The 23,914-nt window shown below is 50.5% G+C and carries 22 protein-coding genes; 19 read left to right on the plus strand and 3 right to left on the minus strand.

The genetic code is table 11. The features are described from left to right. Positions 1–4 precede the first annotated feature (4 nt). Complete coding sequence (locus ABC831_RS03160) at positions 5–427, minus strand: ATP-binding protein (protein WP_343246789.1); 423 nt, start codon at positions 425–427, stop codon at positions 5–7. Then, positions 417–773, minus strand: a complete 357-nt coding sequence (locus ABC831_RS03165) for a DRTGG domain-containing protein (protein WP_343246790.1) — start codon at positions 771–773, stop codon at positions 417–419. Before ABC831_RS03165 ends, ABC831_RS03160 begins: the two co-directional genes overlap by 11 nt. Positions 774–1,619: 846 nt before the next feature. Here ABC831_RS03165 and ABC831_RS03170 point away from each other — a divergent pair. The 8 genes from ABC831_RS03170 (at position 1,620) to ABC831_RS03205 (ending at position 8,936) form a co-directional block, all read left to right on the plus strand. Beyond that, the gene (locus ABC831_RS03170; RefSeq protein WP_343246791.1) at positions 1,620–2,393 is read left to right on the plus strand and encodes a nitroreductase family protein; all 774 of its coding nucleotides are present in this window, start codon (positions 1,620–1,622) and stop codon (positions 2,391–2,393) included. A 10-nt stretch (positions 2,394–2,403) separates the two neighbouring features. Then, complete coding sequence (locus ABC831_RS03175; protein WP_343246792.1) at positions 2,404–2,754, plus strand: ArsR/SmtB family transcription factor; 351 nt, start codon at positions 2,404–2,406, stop codon at positions 2,752–2,754. Further along, complete coding sequence (locus tag ABC831_RS03180) at positions 2,751–3,524, plus strand: EFR1 family ferrodoxin (RefSeq protein WP_343246793.1); 774 nt, start codon at positions 2,751–2,753, stop codon at positions 3,522–3,524. Before ABC831_RS03175 ends, ABC831_RS03180 begins: the two co-directional genes overlap by 4 nt. 426 nt (positions 3,525–3,950) lie before the next feature. After that, complete coding sequence (locus ABC831_RS03185) at positions 3,951–4,445, plus strand: NADH-quinone oxidoreductase subunit NuoE family protein (protein WP_158349870.1); 495 nt, start codon at positions 3,951–3,953, stop codon at positions 4,443–4,445. A gap of 3 nt (positions 4,446–4,448) precedes the next feature. Further along, positions 4,449–5,006: an ATP-binding protein gene (locus ABC831_RS03190; protein WP_343246794.1), complete on the plus strand. Its 558-nt coding sequence runs from the start codon at positions 4,449–4,451 to the stop codon at positions 5,004–5,006. Beyond that, positions 5,003–5,377, plus strand: a complete 375-nt coding sequence (locus ABC831_RS03195) for a (2Fe-2S) ferredoxin domain-containing protein (RefSeq protein ID WP_343246795.1) — start codon at positions 5,003–5,005, stop codon at positions 5,375–5,377. Before ABC831_RS03190 ends, ABC831_RS03195 begins: the two co-directional genes overlap by 4 nt. Before the next feature lie 14 nt (positions 5,378–5,391). After that, positions 5,392–7,179: an NADH-ubiquinone oxidoreductase-F iron-sulfur binding region domain-containing protein gene (locus ABC831_RS03200; RefSeq protein ID WP_343246796.1), complete on the plus strand. Its 1,788-nt coding sequence runs from the start codon at positions 5,392–5,394 to the stop codon at positions 7,177–7,179. 14 nt (positions 7,180–7,193) lie between these two features. After that, positions 7,194–8,936, plus strand: a complete 1,743-nt coding sequence (locus ABC831_RS03205) for an NADH-dependent [FeFe] hydrogenase, group A6 (protein WP_343246797.1) — start codon at positions 7,194–7,196, stop codon at positions 8,934–8,936. A gap of 400 nt (positions 8,937–9,336) precedes the next feature. Here ABC831_RS03205 and ABC831_RS03210 read toward each other — a convergent pair whose 3' ends face one another. Beyond that, positions 9,337–9,459: a hypothetical protein gene (locus ABC831_RS03210; RefSeq protein WP_425524558.1), complete on the minus strand. Its 123-nt coding sequence runs from the start codon at positions 9,457–9,459 to the stop codon at positions 9,337–9,339. 698 nt (positions 9,460–10,157) lie between these two features. On the opposite strand from ABC831_RS03210, the gene ABC831_RS03215 reads away from it, so the two are divergent. The 11 genes from ABC831_RS03215 to ABC831_RS03265 all read left to right on the plus strand — a co-directional run bounded on the left by ABC831_RS03215 (position 10,158) and on the right by ABC831_RS03265 (position 23,647). After that, entirely contained in the window at positions 10,158–11,873 is a 1,716-nt protein-coding gene (locus ABC831_RS03215; protein WP_343246798.1) for a [Fe-Fe] hydrogenase large subunit C-terminal domain-containing protein, read from the plus strand. 10 nt (positions 11,874–11,883) lie between these two features. Next, complete coding sequence (locus ABC831_RS03220) at positions 11,884–13,047, plus strand: SpoIIE family protein phosphatase (RefSeq protein ID WP_343246799.1); 1,164 nt, start codon at positions 11,884–11,886, stop codon at positions 13,045–13,047. Positions 13,048–13,234: 187 nt separating this feature from the next. Beyond that, positions 13,235–14,071 (plus strand): purine-nucleoside phosphorylase, encoded by an 837-nt coding sequence (locus ABC831_RS03225; RefSeq protein ID WP_343246800.1) that lies wholly within the window; start codon positions 13,235–13,237, stop codon positions 14,069–14,071. 84 nt (positions 14,072–14,155) lie between these two features. Continuing rightward, complete coding sequence (gene mtnA, locus ABC831_RS03230; protein ID WP_425524555.1) at positions 14,156–15,235, plus strand: S-methyl-5-thioribose-1-phosphate isomerase; 1,080 nt, start codon at positions 14,156–14,158, stop codon at positions 15,233–15,235. Between the two features lie 75 nt (positions 15,236–15,310). Beyond that, entirely contained in the window at positions 15,311–16,468 is a 1,158-nt protein-coding gene (locus tag ABC831_RS03235; RefSeq protein ID WP_343246801.1) for a BMP family ABC transporter substrate-binding protein, read from the plus strand. Between the two features lie 112 nt (positions 16,469–16,580). After that, positions 16,581–18,110: an ABC transporter ATP-binding protein gene (locus ABC831_RS03240; RefSeq protein ID WP_343246802.1), complete on the plus strand. Its 1,530-nt coding sequence runs from the start codon at positions 16,581–16,583 to the stop codon at positions 18,108–18,110. Next, positions 18,107–19,225 (plus strand): ABC transporter permease, encoded by a 1,119-nt coding sequence (locus tag ABC831_RS03245; protein WP_343246803.1) that lies wholly within the window; start codon positions 18,107–18,109, stop codon positions 19,223–19,225. Before ABC831_RS03240 ends, ABC831_RS03245 begins: the two co-directional genes overlap by 4 nt. Next, a complete protein-coding gene (locus ABC831_RS03250; RefSeq protein WP_343246804.1) occupies positions 19,222–20,181 on the plus strand; it encodes an ABC transporter permease in 960 nt (319 codons plus the stop codon). The genes ABC831_RS03245 and ABC831_RS03250 overlap by 4 nt, the downstream gene beginning before the upstream one ends. Positions 20,182–20,514: 333 nt before the next feature. Continuing rightward, a complete protein-coding gene (cdd, locus tag ABC831_RS03255; protein WP_343246805.1) occupies positions 20,515–21,006 on the plus strand; it encodes a cytidine deaminase in 492 nt (163 codons plus the stop codon). Further along, positions 21,003–22,295 carry an amidohydrolase gene (locus ABC831_RS03260; RefSeq protein WP_343246806.1) on the plus strand — a complete coding sequence of 431 codons (1,293 nt, stop codon included), beginning with the start codon at positions 21,003–21,005 and terminating at the stop codon, positions 22,293–22,295. Before cdd ends, ABC831_RS03260 begins: the two co-directional genes overlap by 4 nt. Positions 22,296–22,303: 8 nt before the next feature. After that, a complete protein-coding gene (locus tag ABC831_RS03265) occupies positions 22,304–23,647 on the plus strand; it encodes an ABC transporter substrate-binding protein (protein ID WP_343246807.1) in 1,344 nt (447 codons plus the stop codon). Positions 23,648–23,914: the final 267 nt, after the last annotated feature.

Raw genomic sequence — 23,914 nt, forward strand, 5'->3', positions numbered from 1 at the left:
CCGGTCACATAGCTACCGTCATCGTGATTGTAGTACCGACACCCACGATGGTATCGATTTTCATCGTGTCAGAATATTTCTTCATATTAGGGAGTCCCATGCCGGCGCCGAACCCCAGAGAACGTATCTCTTCCTTGGCGGTGGAATAACCTTCCTGCATAGCCAGACCCACATCCGGAATACCGGGGCCGGTATCCTTAAGCACCATCAAGATCTCTTCCGGAGAGATCTCTACCGTAATATCACCGCCGTATGCGTGAATCACCATATTGATCTCGCCCTCATACATGGCGATCGCAACCTTTCGAATCGCTTCAGGGCTGACATCCATCTGTTTTAGTTTGTTCTTCACATCGCTGCTGGCTTCCCCGGCTCTGGTAAAATCATCCCCGGAGACTTCATAGTGCAAAATAATCTTATCGTCCACGCACATCACCTCCGCGCATCCCCTGCTCATACAGTTTACCGCAGGCAGTGAACATGCGGTATTCGGACACCATCAACGTGAGATTGCGTTCCTTTGCCATGGACTTCATATTCTCGTCCGGCTGTTTTCCGCGGACAAACACGATACACTCGATATCCATCATTTCCGCGGTGCGCACCACCTGCGGGTTGCACAGCCCTGTCAGCAGGATCGAATGCTCATGCAGGTAAGCCAGCACATCGCTCATCATATCCGCACCGCAGGCATAATGGATATCCAGATCCGTATTTCCGCCGTCCACGACCAGTACAGCTTCCAGCAAGCCCTGTATATCTTTTATCTTCAATGAAAAACCCCCTTTTTCAACTGGATAATATAACCTCAGTTTAACATTTATCAGGTAGAGATTCAACCTAAATGTAGGGCGGGGGGGCCCGGCGATGAGGTGATGGAGGGCTGGGGACTGGGGAGGGCCGGGGACTGGGGAGGGCCGGGGACTGGGGAGGGCCGGGAATTGGGGAGGGCCGGGAATTGGGGAGGGCCGGGAAGGACCCTGGGAGGCGGGAGGCCGGACCGGTATGACGGCGCAGACCGCCCGGTGTCCGTTCCGTACGGATGTGCCCTATGGGGAGCCTGGCAGAAAGAGCAGTGTCTGTTGTCCTCTTCCTCACTTAAGGCTGTTACCCGGTGAAATCTAAATGAAATCGGCCCGGCAGGTTCGCGGTTCGTGGCTGATTCACCCCGAATGCCGATGCATTCGCGGTTCAGCAGCCACCGAAAGACTGCAGGGAACGCAGTCTTTCGCCGCAAACCTGCCGGGCCGATTTCATTAAGATTTCACACGGGCGCCTTATGTGAGGAAGAGGACAACAGACACTGCTCTTTCTGCCAGGCGCCCCATAGGGCACATCCGTACGGAACGGACACCGGGCGGCCTGCGCCGTCATACCGTCGGCCTCCCGCCTCCCAGGGTCCTTCCCTGCTTTGGTGAATGCCGGGTGGCTTTCTTCTTGCGGTTTTGCATGCCGGGTTAGCTGTTGAGGGTGGTTTTTGTCGGGGTATTGTAACGGAGGGGGACGAATATATGGTTTGTTTTAATAAAATGAATGGTAACAATTTTCTTTACCAATGTTGTTATTAACGGGGGTTTTTTGTATAATGGTTAAAGAACTTTAACGAAAGGAACTGCTGTATGAGAACTCATCAAATTAAGATAGATAGAGATTTGTGTATTGGCTGCGGACTTTGTGCCAAAAGCTGTGTTGCACATAATATTGATCTGTATAATGGTAAGGCAAATATTATATCTGAGGAATGTGTGATGTGCGGTCACTGTACTGCTGTTTGTCCGAAAAAAGCTGTATCCGCTACGGGATACGAGGATAAGCAAATCGAGAAAACTTCGGAGGTACGACTGAATCCTCTGGAGGTTTTGGAGGTTATCCGTTTCCGAAGAAGTATCAGACAATTTCAAAAGAAAAAAATTCCGTATGAGGTAATAGAACAGATTTTAGAAGCCGGCAGACTTACACATACGGCTAAAAATTTGCAGGATGTTTCCTTTGCTGTACTTGATAAGGAGAAAGATAATGTTGAGAAATTGGCGGTTTCCTTTTTCAAAAGGGTAAAACCTTTTGCGGATTTGGTAAGCCCTATGGCAAGGAGAAACAAAATTACCGGCCATTTTTTCTTTTTTGAAGCTCCGATTGTAATCGTAATTATGGCAAAGGACAGGACAAATGGCTTGCTGGCCGCACAGAATATGGAATTCGTTGCGGAAGCATACGGACTCGGCGTTTTATTCAGCGGATTTTTTTCAATGGCGGCTAACGCTTCATCCAAAATAAAAAAAGCATTGCGGATACCAAGTGGGAAAAAGGTTGCGGCAACGCTTGTGCTGGGGTATCCGAAAGTGAAATATCTGCGTTCGGTACACCGGGAAAATTTAGATGTCCGGTATATGTGAGGAGGAAGTTATGGATTGTCAGGAAAGATTACAGAGCATTATTGACGGTTTTCAAAAACACAGAAGTGCCTTTACAGCGATCGGGGATGAAACAAGACAGAGTATTTTGCTGGTTCTGTTAGAAAACGGCCTGCCAGGCATAAGAGTCGGCGAGATTGCGAAGAAAACACATTTAACAAGACCTTCAGTATCGCATCATCTGCAAATATTGAAGGACGCAGGGATTGTGGCTATGCGGCGGGAAGGAACGAAAAACTACTATTACCTGAGCGCAAACGAAACGAAATGGAAAGATATTGCAGGGTTGGTCAATATAATATATGAAGGTGTTCAGCACATCAGTCAGGAGAAAATACAATGATTCTATATTTTACAGGAACGGGCAACAGTGAGTATGTTGCCGAAAAGATAGCAAAAGAAACAGGAGAAGAAGCCGTTAATCTTTTTCAAAGAATAAGAAAGAAAGATTATTCAGAGATGCACTCCGATCAGCCGTGGGTTGTTGTTGCTCCGACATACGCATGGAGAATACCGCATATTTTAGAAAAATGGATGGAACAAGCAGCATTATCAGGAAGCAGGGATATCTATTTTGTGATGACCTGCGGCGGCAGTATCGGCAATGCGGGAAAGTATCTCAGATCCTTCTGTTCCAAAAAGGGAATGCAATACCTGGGCTGTTTTGAAATTGTTATGCCCGAAAACTATATCGCACTGTTTACCACTCCAACAAAGGACGAAGCCGCCGCAATTATTAAAAAAGCAGAAAGCGAAATCAACAAAGCGATTGATTATATAAAAGCGGGCAAACACATTCCCGAACCCCAGCTTTCTTTAAGTGACAAAATGAATAGCGGAATGATTAACAGTCTCTTTTATCCTCTTTTGGTGCATGCAAAGAAATTCTATGCGACAGAAACCTGTATTTCCTGCGGATTATGTGAAAAGGTCTGTCCTCTTGGCAATATACAGCTTGTAAACGGCAAGCCGGACTGGGCGGACAACTGCACACACTGTATGGCTTGTATCTGCCGCTGTCCGAAAGAAGCGATTGAATACGGCAAACACAGCAAAGGACTTCCCAGATATACGTATCCAAAACAAAAAGAACCTCAGATATCACCAAAGTAGGGGCGGGTGTTGGAAGGTGCGGACTCCGGGGAGGGGGGACCCAAAGTATCGGGGGCCAAATCGCTTGAGGCCGGGTCTTAGAACAGGTTACGCAGAAGAGGACGAAACCTCGCAGGACCCGGGGCACTGTCTGAGCCGTACTTTGGCGAGTTTGCCCCGGGTCCTGCTAATCGGAGGTTTCGGCCTCTTCGGAGTTACCTGTTCTTAGACCCGGCCGAAGCGATTTGGCCCCCGATACTTTGGGTCCCCCTTCCCCGGAGTCCGCACCTTCCAACACCCGCCCCGGCCCCTTTCGTCAATATCACCACACTTACCAATCATCGCCTCCTCTTATTTCGTGTGAAAAATGGAATTATTTGTAGATTTTTTAACGGACTTGTGATAAAATAGTCATACTTATAGGTTTAATTACAAGGAGGTTTTTAGATGAGTGCCAAAAAGCAAACCGTTCCGTTTCAGGGAACGAAAGAGCAGGAAGCGGACCTGTTAAAAGTCATTGCCGAGCACAAAGACGAAAAAGGTTCTTTGATGCCCATTCTGCAAAAAGCGCAGGATATCTATGGCTATCTGCCGATTGAAGTTCAGACCATCATTTCAAATGAAACCGGGCTTCCCCTGGAGAAGATCTATGGTGTTGCGACTTTCTATTCTCAATTTTCCCTCAATCCCAAAGGTAAGTATCAGATTTCTGTCTGTCTTGGAACAGCCTGTTATGTTAAGGGCTCCGGTGATATTTACAATAAGTTGATGGAGAAGTTAGGTATTGTCGGCGGAGAATGTACTCCAGACGGACGTTTTTCGTTGGATGCATGCCGGTGTGTGGGCGCCTGTGGTCTGGCACCTGTTATGATGATCAACGGTGAGGTTTACGGAAGATTGACAGTGGATGACATCGATGACATTCTGGCTAAATACGAATAGCCTATGATGCCTGAAATTTCACTGAATGTGTTGGATGTGGCCGAGAATTCTACCAGAGCGAAAGCATCGCTGGTGGAGATATCCGTAGCGGCGGATACAAAGGCGGATACTCTGGTTATTAAGATCAAGGATGATGGCTGCGGAATGACGGCGGAGCAGCTGGCCCATGTGGAGGACCCGTTTTTTACAACCCGAACGACCCGTAAGGTCGGCCTGGGAGTTCCGTTTTTTAAAATGGCGGCGTTGGCTGCCGGCGGAGATTTTTCCATAGAATCGAAGCCCGGAGCCGGGACATGCGTAACAGCGGTATTCGGATTGTCCCATATTGACAGAATGCCCCTGGGAGATATGACCAGTACGATTCACACGCTTATCATATTTCATAAAGATATGGATTTTCGATATACATATGAAGTGGACGGCAGAAGCTTTACGCTGGATACCAGAGAATTTCGGGAGGTTCTGGGGGATGTACCCTTTGATGAACCGGAGGTATCCGCATATATTAAGGAATATTTAACGGAAAACAAAAAAGAGACAGATGGAGGGATCTCGATATGAAGTCTTTGGAAGAATTGAAAGCAATCCGTGAGAGAATGCAGGGACAGGTTGGTCTTCGCTCAGAGGACGCAAGCCAGACCAGAGTAGTGGTAGGTATGGCAACCTGCGGTATCGCCAGCGGTGCGAGACCGGTATTAACCACCCTTTCCGACGCGGTTCAGGAAAGACATCTGGATAATATAGCGGTAACCCAGACAGGATGTATCGGTCTGTGCCAGTATGAGCCCATCGTGGAAGTGATGGAACCCGGTAAGGATAAAGTGACTTATGTGAAGATGAATCCGGAGAAAGCTCTGGAAGTATTGGAAAAACATCTGATCCGTGGTCAGGTTGTACAGAAATATACTTTGAACGCTGAAAATATTAAATAGGAGGGTCAGTGACTATGTATCGTTCACACGTATTGGTTTGTGGTGGAACCGGATGCACTTCCTCCGGAAGTGAAAAAATCATCACGACACTAGAGGAAGAAATTAAGAATAAAGGCCTGGAAAATGAGGTGGCTGTTGTAAAGACCGGATGCCACGGCCTGTGTGCTTTGGGACCGATCATGATCGTATACCCGGAAGCAGCATTTTATGCAATGGTAAAGGCAGAGGATATTCCCGAAATCGTAGAGGAACATCTGTTAAAAGGAAGGGTTGTTACCAGACTTCTGTATGATGAGACGGTAACGGACCATGGAGTAACCGCATTAAATGATACGGATTTTTATAAGAAACAACACAGAATCGCACTGAGAAACTGTGGCGTCATCAATCCTGAAAATATCGACGAATACATCGGGACCGGCGGATACGAAGCTCTGGGCAAGGTGCTGACAGAGATGACTCCCGATGATGTGATAAATGTCCTGCTGGACAGCGGTTTGAGAGGCCGCGGCGGAGCCGGCTTCCCCACCGGAAGAAAATGGGCGCTGGCGAAGGCCAACGATGCCGATCAGAAATATGTCTGTTGCAACGCCGATGAGGGTGATCCCGGTGCTTTCATGGACCGTTCGGTTCTGGAAGGCGATCCTCATGTAGTGCTGGAAGCCATGGCGATCGCCGGCTATACCATTGGTGCGACCCAGGGTTACATATATGTGCGTGCGGAATATCCCATCGCCGTAGAACGTCTGAACATTGCCATCAATCAGGCCAGAGAATATGGTCTGCTGGGCAAGAATATCTTTGGAACGGATTTCTGCTTTGATATCGATCTTAGGCTCGGCGCAGGAGCTTTCGTATGCGGGGAAGAGACCGCGCTGATGGTTTCCATCGAAGGAAACCGCGGGGAACCCAGATGCAGGCCTCCTTTCCCGGCACTGAAGGGTCTGTTCGCGAAACCGACGATTCTGAACAACGTAGAGACCTATGCCAATATTCCTCAGATTATCCTGCACGGACCCGAATGGTTCGCTTCCATGGGTACCGAGAAGTCCAAAGGAACCAAAGTATTCGCTCTGGGCGGCAAGATCAACAACACCGGCCTGGTGGAGATCCCCATGGGAACCACGCTGCGTGAAGTGGTGGAAGAGATCGGCGGCGGAATCCCCGGCGGCAAGAAGTTCAAGGCGGCGCAGACCGGCGGACCTTCCGGCGGATGTATCCCTCCGGAACACTTTGATATTCCGATCGATTATGACAACCTGTTAAGCATCGGCTCCATGATGGGTTCCGGCGGTCTGATCGTTATGGATGAAGACAACTGTATGGTTGATATCGCCAAATTCTTCCTTGAGTTCACCGTAGATGAATCCTGCGGAAAATGTACTCCCTGCCGGATCGGTACCAAACGTCTCTACGAGATGTTGGATAAGATCACCAAAGGCCAGGGGACCCTGGAAGATCTGGACAAGATGGAAGAACTCTGTTACTACATCAAAGAGAACGCCCTTTGCGGACTGGGACAGACAGCCCCCAATCCGGTATTATCCACGCTTCGTTATTTCCGGGATGAATATATCGCCCACGTTGTGGATAAGAAATGTCCCGCCGGTGTCTGTAAGGCTCTGTTGTCCTACAAGATCGATGCGGATAAATGTAAGGGTTGTACACTTTGTGCCAGAACATGTCCGAACAACGCGATTATCGGTGTGGTCAAAGAACCTCACGCAATCGATCAGAGCAAGTGCGTAAAATGTGGAGCATGTATGGAAAAATGCCGCTTCGGCGCTATCTATAAAGAGTAATGGAGGATTCAAAAATGGAAAATATTACATTAAAAATAAATGGTGTAGAAGTAAAAGCACCTGCAGGCTCTACCATTCTGGAAGCAGCCCGGCTTGCCAATATTGAGATTCCTACTCTTTGTTTCCTGAAGGATATCAACGAAATTGGCGCATGCCGGATGTGTGTCTGCGAAGTAAAAGGTGCGAGAAGTCTGGTTGCTTCCTGTGTATATCCGATCAATGAAGGAATGGAAGTGTGGACCAACACACCCAAAGTCCTGGATTCCAGAAAGAAAACATTGGAGCTGATCCTCTCCAACCATCACAGAAAATGTCTCTCCTGCGTCCGCAGCGGTGACTGTGAACTTCAGAAACTCTGTAAAGACCTGAAGGTGGAGAATGAGGACATGTACGAGGGCGAAATGCAGGATTTCGATATCGATGATTCCGCTGCCCATATGATCCGTGACAACAATAAATGTATCCTTTGCCGCCGCTGTGTGGCAGTCTGCGCGAATGTGCAGGGAATCGGCGTGATCGGCGCCAATGAGCGTGGATTTGTTACCAATATCGGTTCCGCGTTTGAGATGGGCTTAGGGGAAACCAGCTGTGTATCCTGCGGCCAGTGTATCGCCGTATGTCCTACCGGAGCATTAAGAGAAAAAGACTTTACCGATGACGTATTTGCAGCTCTTGCAGATCCCAAAAAGCATGTGCTGGTGCAGACGGCTCCGGCGGTCCGTGCGGCTCTGGGAGAGGCCTTCGGCCTTCCGATCGGTACGAATGTAGAGGGCAAGATGGCGGCATCCCTTCGCCGTCTGGGCTTTGATAAAGTGTTTGATACGGACTTTAGCGCCGACCTGACCATTATGGAAGAAGCACACGAGTTCCTGGACCGGGTACAAAACGGCGGCGTTCTGCCTATGATCACCTCCTGCTCACCCGGATGGATCAAATACTGTGAACACTATTTCCCTGACATGACGGAGAATCTCTCCTCCTGCAAATCTCCCCAGCAGATGTTCGGAGCGATCGCGAAGACCTATTATGCGGAGAAGATGGGAATCGATCCGAAGGATATCGTTATGGTCAGTGTTATGCCCTGTACCGCTAAGAAATTCGAGATCGGCCGTGACGATCAGGATGCAGCCGGTGTACCGGATGTAGATATCGCCATCACCACCAGAGAGCTGGCCAGAATGATCGAACGCGCAGGCATCCGTTTCCTGGATCTGCCGGATGAGGACTTCGACGAGCCTTTGGGACTATCCACAGGTGCGGCCGTAATCTTCGGCGCTACCGGAGGTGTTATGGAAGCGGCTCTTCGTACCGCGGTGGAGACACTGACCGGCGAGGAACTGGCATCCGTAGATTTTACCGATGTTCGTGGAACGAAGGGAATCAAGGAAGCTACTTACAACGTAGCGGGCATGGATGTTAAGATCGCGGTTGCTTCCGGTCTTGGCAATGCCAGGGAACTGCTGACAAAAGTGAAAAACGGCGAAGCGGATTACCACTTCATCGAGATTATGGGATGCCCCGGCGGCTGTGTAAACGGCGGCGGACAGCCCCAGCAGCCTGCGTCCGTCCGGAACTTTACCGATATCCGCGAGCTGCGGGCAAAGGTTCTGTACGATGCGGATGCGGGAAAACCGATCCGGAAATCCCATGAGAATCCGGCCATCAAACAGCTGTACGCGGAGTATCTGGGAGAGCCGGGAAGCCATAAGGCTCATGAAATTCTGCATACCAGCTATGTGAAGAGAAGTGTGAATTAATGACCCCCTGATTCGCAGGGCCCGGGACAAACTTGCCATTCGGCTTATGGTATGTCCCGGGCCTTTTTTGGATTTTTGTCTGCTGGGGTGGGGGGAAGGGCCGGGCCTGATGGCTCCAGGTCGGGCGGGGGCGCCCGGCTTAGGGAGGGAAGTAATTCTCATCTTAGAAAAAGCAACCTCATGAGCAGCTGCGGGAGCCTCTGAAAGCAGTGAGAATGTCGGCGTGAGAGCCTCCATTCTCACTTGAGTCTCCCTCCGCTATTCGGCCATGCTTTTTCTAAGATGAGAATTACTTCCCTCCCTAAGCCGGGCGCCCCCGCCCGACCTGGAGCCATCAGGCCCGGCTCTAATTAGGGCGCAGAGAAAAATATATTATTTGTTGCTTTGCGGGAAATCTGCTTCAGCCTTCTAAATCCTTCTCCACATGCTGCATTTCAAAAGGTCTGCACACGATCTCTCCGTATGGCTTAAGCAGACAGACCGTGCTTTTTCCTTTTGACACATCAATCCCTACACTTATCATCTGTAACCTCCCATAACTGTTATGCGTAATTGTTCCAGCCACACTTATTACCATCCAGTTTAGTTGGTTACACGGGAGCGAATCCCTACCTGCTTAATCGAATGCTTATAATAAGGGTTTTTTAACGGTTTTATTTACGGATGCAAAGATCCAAAAAAGCTCACGTCAGACCAGTTACTCCCCTTATAATAAATAAAATAAGTGCAGATGACAGAGTTAATTACTCTCTAACAACTACACTTTTATGGTACTAAAATGGCTTATTATAAAGAAGGGATGAGGGGGAAGCGGCTTGCCCTTGGGAACCGGGCGGCTCCTCTCGCGGCACCAAATCACTTGAGACCGGGCCTTAGAACAGGTTACGCAGAAGGCAGGAGAACCTCGCAGGGCCTGAAACACTGTCCGAGCCGTCCTTTGGCGAGTTTGTTTCAGGCCCTGCTAATAGGAGGTTCTCCTGCCTTCGGAGTTACCTGTTCTTAGGTCCGGTCGAAGTGATTTGGCGCCGCGAGAGGAGCCGCCCGGTTCCCAAGGGCAAGCCGCTTCCCCCTCATCCCGGCCCTTAGCTACTCCCCCCAGCCATCCCATAAGAACCCGCAAAAATTATACCTCTAGTGACAAACTATATACCCTATGTTAAAATATAAACATTAGCCACGGCTGTAAAAAACGTGGAAATTCTGGCTTGAAGGAGGCCACACATGAACGTCATTGATTTTCAAAAAGCTAATTGCCGGAACTGTTATAAGTGTGTCCGGTCCTGTTCGGTGAAAGCGATACGGATTAAGAACGAACAGGCTCAGATAATGAATGAGCACTGTATCTTGTGCGGGCACTGCCTGGAGGTCTGTCCTCAGAATGCTAAGACTTTTTCCAGTGATCTGGACCGGGTGAAGAGTTTTCTGAGGCAGGGACAGAAAACGGTTATTTCGATTGCGCCGTCTTATCTGGGAGTGATGAAGTACAGCCAGCCAGGCCAGGTGGTTACCGCTTTGAAGCGGCTGGGATTTAAACAGATTAGAGAGACTGCCGAGGGGGCGGCCTATGTGACCAACGCTTATCATCGGATTCTGGAGGAGGGCAGCATGAAGAATGTGATCTCGACCTGCTGTCCCAGTATCAACGATCTGATAGAGAAATATTTTCCGGACCTGACCCCTTATATGGCACCGGTGGTATCGCCGATGGTAGCCCATGGGATGCTGATCAAGAAACAGCTGGGGATGAATACAAAGGTGGTTTTTTTGGGGCCCTGCATCGCTAAGAAGGAGGAAGCGGAGCTGGATGAGAGGACTTCCGGCTGGATCGATGCGGTGATTAATTTTTCCGAGGTCGGGCAGTGGATGGAAGAGGAAGGGATCGATGTAAAGGCGCTGAAACCTTCTCCTATGGATAATCCGGATCCGAAGGTGAACCGTCTGTATCCGGTCAGTTCCGGGGTGATGACCTCGGTGGTGGCCAAGAATGGGAAGGATACATACCGCAAGCTGTTTGTGGACGGACTGGATAATTGTATCGATCTGTTCCGGGGAATGGCGAATGGGGAACTGGAGCACTGCTTTATCGAGGCGAATGTCTGCGAGGGAGGCTGTATTAAGGGACCTGCGATCAATAAAATGGAGGTTTCCAGATTTAAGGCTAAGCTGGATATCGAGGAACAGATCGAGTATGTCAGTCCCGATTATCCGGAGGTGCCGCCGGAGGTGGATCTGGAAAAACAGTTCTATTCCCGGGTAGAGAAGGAAAAGATGCCGACGGAAGAGGAAATCAGGAGTATCCTGCGCAAGACCGGTAAGTACAGCCGGGAAGATGAGCTGGACTGCGGAGCCTGCGGATATGGTTCCTGCAGGGAAAAGGCCATCGCGGTATTCCAGGAAAAAGCTGAGCTGGGTATGTGCCTGCCGTATGCGTTTGACAAAGCCAATTCTATGGCAAACACGGTGATGGAGCAGACACCCAACGCCATTCTGGTGGTTGATCAGGATATGCGGATTATGGAATTCAATAAAGCGGCTGAGAAGATGTTTAAACAGAGCAAGTCTGTGGCAGCGGAGAAATATCTGTTCGAGCTGATCGATCACACGGATTTTCTGTATGTATATGACACCCACGAGCCCATCGTACATAAGCGGGTGGCCTATGAGGACCTGGGGATTTATACGACCCAGACGCTGGTGTATGTCAAAGAGCAGGACGCGGTCCTTGGAATCTTCGAGGACGTGACGGAAGAGGAAAATAATAAGAAAAAGCATTACCAGCTTCAGGTCGAGACGGTGGAGATGGCCCAGAAGGTAATAGACAAGCAGATGATGGTTGCCCAGGAGATCGCCGGACTGCTGGGTGAGACTACGGCTGAGACCAAGGTCACACTGACGAAGCTTAGGGATTCGATCTTATTCGAAGGTCAGGAAGAATAGGGGGAAAACCATGGATGTCAGCGTAGAAGTTTCCTATAAAAGTTTAAATAAGTTTCATGAAGAGCTGTGCGGAGATAAAGTCGAAATCATCAAGACGGCTGATTCGGATATCGCCATTTTGGCGGATGGAATGGGCAGCGGGGTAAAGGCCAATATACTGGCCACGCTGACCTCTAAGATACTGGGAACGATGTTCCAGAACGGAGCATCCATTGAGGATGCAGTGGAGACCATCGTTAAGACACTGCCGATCTGCCAGGTCCGGAAGGTAGCCTATGCCACCTTCAGTATACTGCAGATTTTCCATAACGGGGAAGGATATCTGGTGGAGTTTGACAATCCGGAATGTGTCTTGATCCGGGATAGAAAACTGATGGATATCCCCTTCACCCACCGGGAACTGGAGGGAAAGGATATCCGGGAATGGCGGTTTCAGGTGCAGATGGGCGACTGCTTTGTGCTGATGAGCGACGGTGTGGTCTACGCGGGAGCCGGCGAGATCCTGAATCTGGGCTGGACCAGAGACAGTATGGCCGAATATGCGCTCAAATGTATGAAAACCACCACGTCGGCTTCCCGGCTCACGGCCATGTTAAGCAGAGCCTGTGACGATCTCTATCTGCAAAAACCCGGGGATGACACTACGGTCTGTGTGACCAGAGTGATTCCCAGGCGGCTGGTCAGCATCTTCACGGGACCGCCTGAGGACCCCGGGGATGACCGTAAGCTGATGGAACAGTTCATGGGCGAATCCGGCTGTAAGATCGTATGCGGCGGCACCAGCGCGAATATTGCCGCCAAATATCTGGACAAACCGATCACAACTCAGATCCAGAGCGCTTCCAGCGATGTACCGCCTATGGCAGAGATCGAAGGGATGGATCTGGTTACCGAAGGAATCATAACCATGAATAAAGCGTTGAAGCTTTTAAGACAATATATAAGAGATGAGGTAGATGTGGACTTCTTCCTGGCCCTGGACGAGGACAACGGCGCCGCCAGGCTGGCCAAGATCCTGATCGAAGAATGCACGGAACTAAAGCTCTTTGTGGGCAAAGCCGTCAATCAGGCATATGACGCCACCATGGATTTAGATCTTCGCATGAATCTCATCGGCCAGCTCAAATCGGTGGTAGAGCAGATGGGCCACCGCGTAGAAGTCATCTACTTCTGAGAGGGGACTGGCTCATTCCGCCTCCAATTCAGCCGGCACCAAACAAAAGGCGGAATGTGCCTGTCCCCGGAAGCTGCCCCAAAGAGCACAAGCATCTAAACCTTGAGAAATATCCAAAACACGAATATACCGCCACCAGCCCCATGTAACACTACGATATAATAATGAAAAGCAAAGGAGAACCACCATGAACCAAGTATATGACAAATTACAAAAATGCTATGAAAGCGTAAAATCCAAAATAGACTTCCAGCCAAAAGTAGCGCTGATCCTGGGTTCCGGCCTGGGGGATTACGCCGAAGGCATCCAGGTGGAAGCGGTCCTTAATTATTCAGACATTGAAGGATTCCCGGTATCCACCGTACCCGGCCACAAAGGCCGTTTCCTCTTCGGCTACGTAGAAACCGTACCGGTGGTCATTATGCAGGGCCGTGTCCATTACTACGAAGGCTACGACATGTCCGATGTAGTCCTTCCCACCAGGCTCATGCGGATGATGGGTGCCGAAGTGCTATTCCTGACCAACGCCTCCGGCGGAATCAATTATAACTATCAGGCGGGAGATTTCATGCTGATCCGGGACCATATCCTGAATTTCGTCCCTTCTCCCCTGATCGGGCCCAACATCGACGAGCTGGGAACCAGGTTTCCCGATATGAGCGATGTCTACGATTACAAGCTCCGCCGGATCATCAAACAGACTGCCCTGGAACAGAACATCCCGCTCCAGGAAGGTGTATACATCCAGCTGACCGGCCCCAACTTCGAGACTCCCTCCGAGGTACGCATGTGCAGAACTCTGGGTGCCGATGCCGTAGGTATGAGCACCGCCTGTGAGGCCGTGGCGGCCAACCATATGGGAATGAAGATTTGCGGTATCTCCTGTGTGTCCAACCAGGCAGCCGATGCGGCAAAACAGCCGCTGACCCACGAAGAGGTCCAGGAGATGGCGGACCGCAAGGCGCCGATGTTCAAGAAGCTGATCACCTCATCCATCGTGAACATTGCGAAAGAAATCCTGTGACAATCCATTAAAAACGGACGATCCATTGAAAGCCGGCCGAATAATGATGCCGTATATGGGGATACTGAAAAGGAGGAAAATGGATTGGAAAATCTGGAAAAAGCAACTCACATTGAAAATGTAAAATTAAGTGAAGACGGAAAAAATGTGATCATTATTGATCAGACAAAATTGCCCAACAGGGAGGAGTATCTGACTCTTAACACGGCTGCGGATATCTATGAGGCTATATTTGAACTGAAGGTCCGGGGAGCCCCGGCTATCGGAATCTGTGCGGGGTACGGGATCTATGTGCTGGCCAGACAGATAGAAACGCAAGATTATGACCGGTTTTTAGAGGAATTCCGTAAATATAAAGATTATCTGGATTCCTCCCGCCCAACCGCGGTAAACTTAAGCTGGGCGCTCAACCGCATGGAAAATGTGGTAACCGCCCATTCGCACCTTGCGGTTCCTGAGATCCTGAAACTGCTGGAAAAGGAAAGCCGTATGATTCAGGAGGAGGATATCCGGATGTGCCGGGCCATATCGGAATTCGGCCTCTCGCTGATCCGGGACGGAGACGGTATCCTGACCCACTGCAATGCGGGGCCTCTCGCCACATCCCAGTATGGAACAGCTCTGGGACCTTTATTTCTGGGGAAAGAGCGCGGCATGAACTTCAGGGTGTTCGCGGATGAAACCAGACCGCTCCTGCAGGGGGCGAGGCTGACTTCCTATGAACTGGCCCGGGGCGGAATCGATGTGACTTTGATCTGCGATAATATGGCCAGCCTGGTGATGAAGAACGGCTGGGTCCAGGCGTGCTTTGTAGGTTGTGACCGGGTGGCGGCCAACGGTGACACGGCGAATAAGATAGGGACCAGCGGTGTGGCGATCCTGGCGAAACATTACGGGATTCCCTTCTACGTGCTGGGGCCCAGCTCCACGATTGATTTAAACTGTGCGTCCGGCGAAGACATTACCATCGAGCTGCGGGATACCAATGAGATCAAGACCAAGTTTTATCAGGAGCCCATGGCGCTTCCGGAGGTGAAATGTTATAATCCGGCCTTTGATGTTACAGATCATACCCTGATCACGGCGATCGTAACGGAGGAAGGGATCTGTTATCCACCTTTCACGGACAGCCTGGCTGAAGTTTTCAGGAACAAAGGGATCTGATACACCCTATATTTGATCAAAGTCTGAGCATCCGTGAGCAGTCGCATTTTTCCGCTTCACAAAAGGAGGATCATTATGAAAAGACCCCTGATTGTGTTGGCGGTATGTGCGTTTGTGGCCCTGACCGGCTGCAGCAGCAGTCAGAAGCAGGTACCGGCGGTACCTGAAGCCGGGAATGACACGAAGGATGGCTTGAAAATTGCGATCGTTACCAGTCCGACCGGCGTGGATGACGGTTCTTTTAACCAGAACAATTTCGAGGGTGTACAGGCATTTTTGAATACGCATCCGGATTCCGGTGTGACACCGGTCAATGAACCAACCGGTGACAATGCCGCATCCGTACAGGCAGTGGCAGATATTGTAGCGGACTATGATGTAATTATTACCCCCGGATTCCAGTTTTCGGGAATCGGACAGCTGGCAGCGGACAACCCGGATGTGAGATTTATTTTGGTGGACTCCTATCCAACGGATGCAGACGGGATGGAAACAGAGCTGGATAACGTCTATGCCATGCAGTTCGCGGAGCAGGAAGGCGGCTTTTTCGCAGGTGTGGCGGCGGCTTTGGAGACAAAGACCGGTAAGACGGCTGTGGTCAATGGCGTGGCTTTTCCCTCCAATGTCAACTATCAGTACGGGTTCGAAGCCGGCGTCAACTATGCGGTAAAAAATCTCGGAGCCAGGGCGGAATGTGTGGAAATTCCCGCATATGCCGGTACGGATGTGGCGAACCAAAATATCGGTGGTAATTACACCGGAAGCTTTTCCGACCAGGCCCAGGGAAAGGTGATCGGCCAGGCTTTGATCGCCCAGGGCGCGGATGTGATTTTCGTGGCGGCGGGCGGAGCCGGAAACGGTGTGTTTACAGCGGCCAAAGAGGCGCAGAATGTGAAAGTGATCGGCTGCGATGTGGATCAATACGATGACGGCGTCAATGGGGATCAGAATATTATCCTTACCTCGGCGTTAAAGATCATGGACAAAAACGTGGAGAAGCAGTTAAATGCCATCGCGGATGGTACCTTTCACGGGGGCAATTATCTGTTAAAGGCGGACAGCGATTCCACCGGTTACGTATTTGAAAAGGGGCGGCAGCAGCTTTCGGATCATACGATACCAACACTTGAGCAGGTCTATGCCCAGGTCAGGGATGGGACAATTGTGCCGCCTTCCTACGGCGGCAATACCACACCGGATGATTTTCTGGGACTTGATCCGGCAGATCAATAAAAAACAGAAATATCCATATAACCAATGGGGGCAGACACGGACAGCGGCTGCCCCCATGTGACGCTAAATTCACAAAAGAGAGCAATAAGAGGAAAAAAGGAGCGGCCCCGGGATGGATTATATGGTGGAAATGAGACATATTACCAAAAGATTTCCAGGTATTGTGGCCAACGATGATGTTACCATTCAGATTCGGCCTCATGAAGTTTACGCGCTGCTGGGAGAAAACGGAGCGGGAAAATCCACGTTGATGAGTATGCTTTTTGGAATGTATGAGCCGGATCAAGGAGAGATATGGATACGGGGAAAAAGAGTACGGATCAGTTCTCCGAATCAGGCGGCCGGACTGAATATCGGCATGGTTCATCAGCATTTTAAGCTGGTGCAGAATTTTACTGCTGCCGAGAATATTGTACTGGGAACAGAACCGGTTAAGAGACTATTCGGCGTGCTCCCATGCTTTGACAAAAAACAGGCCGGGCAGCAGATCCGGGATCTGTCCCGCAGATATGGGCTGGAGATAGATCCTGAGGAACGGATTTCCGATATGGACGTGTCGGCCAGACAGCGGGTGGAAATTCTGAAAATGCTGTACCGTCAGGCAGAAATCCTTATTTTCGATGAACCAACCGCCGTATTAACTCCGCAGGAGATCCAGTTCCTGCTGAAGATCATCCAGGGACTAAAGGAGCAGGGGAAGACGATCCTGCTGATTTCACACAAGCTGGAGGAAATCAAGCAGATCGCCGACCGGTGCGCCGTATTAAACCATGGGAAACTGACGGCTGTCCGGGAGGTGAAAGATACCAGCACAAGAGAGATGGCCGGTTTGATGATTGGAAGGGAACTGCCAAAAGCCATGGAAAAGAAGGAAAGGGAGCGAAACCAGGAGATATTGCGTGTGGAACATCTGACGGTTGAAAATAAAAACCGTCTTCCGGTTGTCCGTGATGTATCCTTTTCCATCCGCGGCGGCGAGATATTCGCAGTGGCCGGAGTGGCGGGAAATGGGCAAGTCGAATTGGCGGATGCCATCGCGGGCCTGTTAAAGACGAAATCCGGCAGCATTTTCCTGAACGGTACGGATATCCGCGAGTTCAGTGTCAAAAGGCGTATTCTGTCCGGTATTTCTTATATCCCGGAAGATCGGCAGACCACCGGACTGGTACTGGATTTTTCACTGGCTGATAATCTGATACTGAAAAAATATGGCGGGGAGCCGTTCGCTCACAGAGGGATTCTGCGTCCGGAGGAGATCGGCAGGTACGCGGAGAAACTGATCGGACGCTATGATATCCGAAGCGCACGCGGAAAAAGTACCCAGGTCCGTTCGATGAGCGGGGGAAACCAGCAGAAAGCCGTGATTGGAAGGGAGATCGAGCTGCAGAACCCCCTGCTGATATTTGTACAGCCCACGAGAGGTCTGGATATCGGTGCGATTGATAAAATACACCGGCAGATTCTAAAAGAGAGGGAGTCAGGGAAGGCCATTTTGCTGATTTCGCTGGAACTTGACGAGATAATGAAGTTGGCGGATACGGTCGGAGTGATCTATAATGGGGCCATGACCAGGATTGCAGAGGCAAATAGCCTGACCGCCGATCAGATCGGAGCATACATGATGGGGGTAAAAGGCGCATGAAAAAGGGAAAACGCTGCTTGCAAAGAGGCCTTACCCTGCTCTTGGGTAATGAAAAGACACAACCGATTGCCATACCGCTTTTTGCCATCTGTCTCAGTCTTTTGTTCGGCATGGTTATTATCGCAGTGACCGGCGCGAATCCTCTGAGCGCCTATCAGAATCTGCTGCAGGGCTGCGGTATATTACCGAAGCCCTCTTATGCGGCTTACAAAAACAGTTTCACGGATTTTACCGGATTTTTGAATGCGTGGACGCCTGTGCTGTTTGCCTCGCTGGCTGTGGCTGTGGCTTTGAAGGCCGGACTGTTTAATATCGGGGTATCGGGGCAGATGCTGATTTCCGGGTTTGCGGCATCCGTTCTGGTAGGGTATACCGGCAGCCTGCCCTCCCTTCCGGCCAAATTCCTGGTATTGCTGGTGGGAATCGCTGTGGGTATGCTGTCCGGAGGTCTGGCAGGATGGCTGAAATACCGGTTCCGGGTGAATGAGGTGGTCTCCACCATTATGTTAAACTATATTCTCCTGTATGCGGTCAGCTTCTGTATTCACATGTGGTATATCAATCCCGTATCCAGGCAGTCCGTCCCGGTAACGCAGGCTTCCAGACTGACATTGATGGATGTATCGGCTGGGGGAATGAAAATTGATATTCCGCTGGGTGTGCTGCTGGCCATCGGTATCGCGTTTCTTCTGAGGTTTCTTCTGAACCGTACCACATTCGGATTCGAGATCCGGGCGGCGGGGATGAGTCCGGAGGCGGCAAGGTACGCGGGGATGCATGTGGGTAAAAATATGGTATTGTCCATGATGTTATCCGGAGCCCTTTCCGGTCTTGCCGGAGTTACCTACTATCTGGGGTATTTCGGTTCCATCCGGCCGAAGGTACTGCCGGCTGTCGGGTTTGATGCGATTGCAGTGGCCCTGTTGGGGAATTCCAATCCGGTAGGTGTGATTTTCTCCTCCCTTCTCATATCCATTCTGGAGAAGGGAAATACGTATATGAGTTCCAGATCCGGGGTGCCGGGAGAGATCGCCTCGGTGATCACGGGAATTCTGCTGCTGGCCAGTGCCTGCACCGCCTATATCAGACACAGAAGGGAGGCACAGTCGTTATGAACAGGATGATCATTGACGGGCTGGCATTCGCGCTTCCCCTGTTTATCATGGCCGTGGGAGGAATCTACAGCGAGCAGAGCGGAATCACGAATCTGGCGCTGGAAGGGTTTCAGGGTGTAGGAGCCTTTGCGGGATCCTTGTTTGTGATTATGAGCGCCGGTGTGATAAGACCCGGCTCCCTGCCGCAGATTTTACTGGCTTTTGCGGCAGCTATGGCCGGCGGAGCGGTGTATTCTCTTCTGCATGCGTTACTTTGCATCCGTTTTCGGGCCAATATGGTAATCAGTGGGATCGTGATCAATATTCTGGCGATGGCAGTCACTGCCTATCTGACGAAACAGCTGAATCCGGTGCTGACGGGCGCGCCTTCGGATAAATTTCAATTGGGTGTCTCCATGCGTATCACAGTGCCCATGCTCTCTGAGATCCCTGTGCTGGGGGCTGTCTTTACCGACATTTATCCGTTTGAGATTTTAATTCTTCTGCTGGCCGTGATCGCCTGGTTTGTCCTGTACAAATCCAGATTCGGGCTTCGTCTGCGTGCCTGCGGGGATCATCCGCAGGCGGTTGATGCAGCGGGAGTGCGTGTGGAGCGGATCCGGCTATGGGCCGTTCTGATATCCGGAGCACTGTCCGGATTCGCAGGTATGTGTTTTGCCTATTCGGTATCGGCCAACTTTTCTTCCGCCATCTATGCGGGATATGGATATCTGGCTATTGCGGGCATGATATTCGGCAACTGGAAGATTCTTCCCGCCCTCGGTGCCTGCCTGCTGTTCGGATTCGCGCGCTCCGGCGGCAATGAGATCGTGCTGCTGCTGCAGATGCCAGGGGCCTATGCGGATCTGGTGATGATTCTGCCGTATTTGCTGACGCTGCTTTTGCTGGTGTTCTTTTCCAGGCATAACCAGCCGCCGCGTGCTTTGGGGGAGATCTATGAGAAGGGGAAGCGCTGAGGGGGGCTGTCCGAAAACTGAATAAAGATTTTTTTACCAAGGGACGGGAAGAGAGGAACACTTGCCAAAGGGCGGCTCGGGCAGTATTTACTGGTTCTTTCTGTGAGTGGGGTATAGTCTGGTAACCGGAATGCCCGCATACTTATACATTAAGCCGGTTGCGGACATTCCAATTACCAGGCTATACCCAATTCTCAGAAAGAACCTATTTGCTATCCTTAGCTGTAAATGGTAACATAGTATTTACAGGATGGAATGTATAATCAACAGGAATTTATAATCAATAGTTGATTTACCACAAATGTATTGTTATGCTAATTGGGGAGAAAACGTATGGATAGAGAGAATCTGGAAATAAAAAATGTGGATAGGAAAGATTTGAAAACGAATCAACTCATACAACAGGCTTTAAAGGCCAGAGAGTATTCCTATGCCCCTTACTCTGGTTTTTGCGTAGGCGCTGCTTTGCTTTGCAGCTCGGGGGCTGTTTATACCGGGTGTAATATAGAGAATGCGGCATATAGCCCCTCTAACTGTGCGGAGCGGACCGCATTTTTTAAGGCGGTAAGTGCGGGAGAGAGGGAATTTGAGGCTATCGCGGTAGCCGGAGGACCCGCCGCAGAAGAACCGGAAGACTACTGTCCTCCCTGTGGGGTATGCAGGCAGGTAATGATGGAATTTTGTGATCCGGCGGAATTCCGTGTTATACTGGTAAAATCAGCAGATGAGACGATGGAATACAAACTGGCGGATCTGCTTCCTGTGGGCTTTGGCCCGGGGAATCTGAAACGGCAGGATCAGATAAAAAAAGGAGGAGAACAATGAACACACGCTTTTACAATGCCAGAATACTTTCGATGGCAAACGGATTCATGATCGAAGAGGGAGAACTGTGGGTGAGGGCCAACCGGATCGTCTATATCGGGACAGGCAAGGACAAAGACGCAGTGGAGAATATGGTAAAGTGGGACCGGGAGATCGACTGTAAGAAAAATTTGCTGATGCCGGGGTTCAAAAATGCACATACACATTCTGCCATGACCTTTTTAAGATCCTATGCGGATGACCTTCCGCTGCTGGAATGGCTGAACAGGCAGGTGTTTCCTATGGAGGCCAAGCTGTCGCCGGAAGATGTGTATCATTTATCCAAACTGGCGATTATGGAATACCTGACCAGCGGTATAACCGCCAACTTCGATATGTATTTTTTCCGGGATCAGATTGCGAAAGCTTCCGTCGATACCGGTTTTCGTACCGTTCTGACCAATGGATTGAACGATTTCGGCGGGACGGTGGAGGAGGAAGAGGCAGAATATCTGAAATTCAACTCCTATCACGAGTTAATCAGCTATCAGCTGGGCTTCCATGCGGAATATACGACCAACCGTTCTCTGCTGGAAGGACTTGCCGCACTGGCGAAAAAACATCACGCGCCGGTATACACTCATAATTCTGAGGGGCGGCCTGAGGTGGAACAATGCCTGGAACGCTACGGAATGACCCCTACTGTATTCCTGAACAGTCTGGGGCTGTTTGATTACGGCGGCGGCGGTTATCACTGTGTGCACATGTCTGAGGCCGATCTGGAGATATTCCGTGATCGTAAAATGTTTGTGGTGACGAATCCGGCCTCCAATGCGAAGCTGGCCAGCGGAATCGCTCCGCTTCAAAGAATGATGAACATGGGGATTCAGCTGGCGATCGGGACGGACGGGCCTGCCAGCAACAACTGCCTGGATATGTTCCGGGAGATGTTCATGGCTACCTCCCTCCAGAAGCTGAGTCTGGACGACGCATCCGCACTGGATGCCAATGATGTTCTCTATATGGCCACCGTGGGCGGCGCCAAAGCGATGCATCTGGACGAATGTGATACGCTGGCGGAAGGCAAGCTGGCGGATCTGATCATGATCGATCTGCATCAGCCCAACATGCAGCCCATTAACAATATTACCAAGAACCTGGTATACTCCGGAAGCAAGTGCAATGTGAAGATGACCATGATCAACGGACGCATCCTGTACGAGGACGGTGCCTTTGCTATCGGCGCGGATCCGGAAGAAATCTACGCGATTGCCAATGAAACCATACAAAGGATGAGAGAACAAGGGTGAAACCGAGTATGAAATCAAGGGTGAAATCAGATCCCTGCCGTTTCAAAAAAACAGGATGGCTGTGTGCCATCCTTATCTTCATTGGTCCGGCTTTTTTTTGCGGTCTGGCTTTTCTTAGCGGCTGTGCCGGGAAAGAGGAGGTGCAGCCGGTGGAAATTACGCTGGTACACGGCTGGGGAGGTACTGCGCAGACACACAAAACAGTGCGGGAGATTTATCAGGAGTTTTCCGCACAGCGTGCGGATGTTATTTTAAATGAGCAGGCATCTTCCGACAGCACGATTGCGGTGGAGAAGGCCAATGATATGCTGGCCGTGGACCGGATGCCGGATGTGGTCAGCACCAACGGCCTCTCTTATTTCGTACAGAACGCGGTGTCCAAGGGGATGGCGCTGGATCTGATGCCATACATAGAAGCAGATGAAGAACTGAAGGCTTCCATCCATCCCTCTGTGCTGGAAAGCTGGACGACAGAGGACGGAAAGCTCTATACGCTTCCGGACGCACTGGAGGTGATGGGATTCTGGTACAATGAATCCTTTTTCCGGGAGGCGGGTATTACAGGTGCAGACGGAAACGTAAAGCTGCCGGATACCTGGGATGAGTTCTTCGAGGACTGCGACAAGCTGGATGCGTGGTGTGAGACGCAGAATTCCGCTATGTCCGTGTTCGCGCTGGAGAATATTCAGGTGGTGGAAGACTTCCTGCTGGCACGGCTGGCCGGAGCTTCCGAAGAGGGTTTCGCCATGGCTTCGGCCATGCCGTCTGATTTTGATACGCCCTCTTTTCAACGGACTCTTCAGGATGTGGCGCGCCTTTATACCTACTCACAGAATGTGGACAACATTGACAATGCGAGACAGGCGTTTCTGGATGGACGCAGTGTGATTTATTTTAATGGGGTCTGGGAATGTGATGTATTCCGCGGCACTGATATCGAAGAGGAGATCGGCTATGCCGCATATCCCACGGAAAGCGGTGCTTCCCTGTCCTATATTTCCCCGTCATCCGGCTATGTGTTATACGATAATCCAGATCCGAAGCGCAAGGAGGCCGGTATCGAATTCCTGAAATATATGCTGAGCACGGCGGTACAGAACCGTCTGGCGACGGATACCGGCCAGGCTCCCTCGAATCCCCATGTGGACAACACCATGATCAGGGAGAAGTATCCGCTGCTGGGCAATGCGCTGGAGGCGGCCCATGGAGCTGATCTGCAGATTAAAAGTATCAGTTCGGTGTGGGATGCCGTCGCGCTGGATACCCTGAAAAGCCAGCTTCAGCAGGCATGCCAAAGCGAAGAGGGCAGACTAGGGCTGATAAACCGCCTGAATGAAAAGCACGCCGATTAAACGATTTGGGACATGTCCATTTCGGTTTGGGACATGTCCATTCTGATTGGACATGTCCCAAACTGAAATGGACATGTCCCCAACAGCCTTTTTGCACTTATTTTACCGGGCAGGATTCCGCAGTAAAATAAGTGCATTTTTTACATCTTTCATGAGGGCTGCCGGTAAAAAATGTATCATATTTTAGCGGCTTCTGTTTATTCAGAAATCCCTTTCCGTTTGATAAAGTAATCTTGTAAACGGAAGCAGGAATCTGCAGGATTCGAA

The sequence above is a fragment of the Diplocloster hominis genome, assembly GCF_032380655.1.
Classification (GTDB): domain Bacteria; phylum Bacillota; class Clostridia; order Lachnospirales; family Lachnospiraceae; genus Diplocloster; species Diplocloster hominis.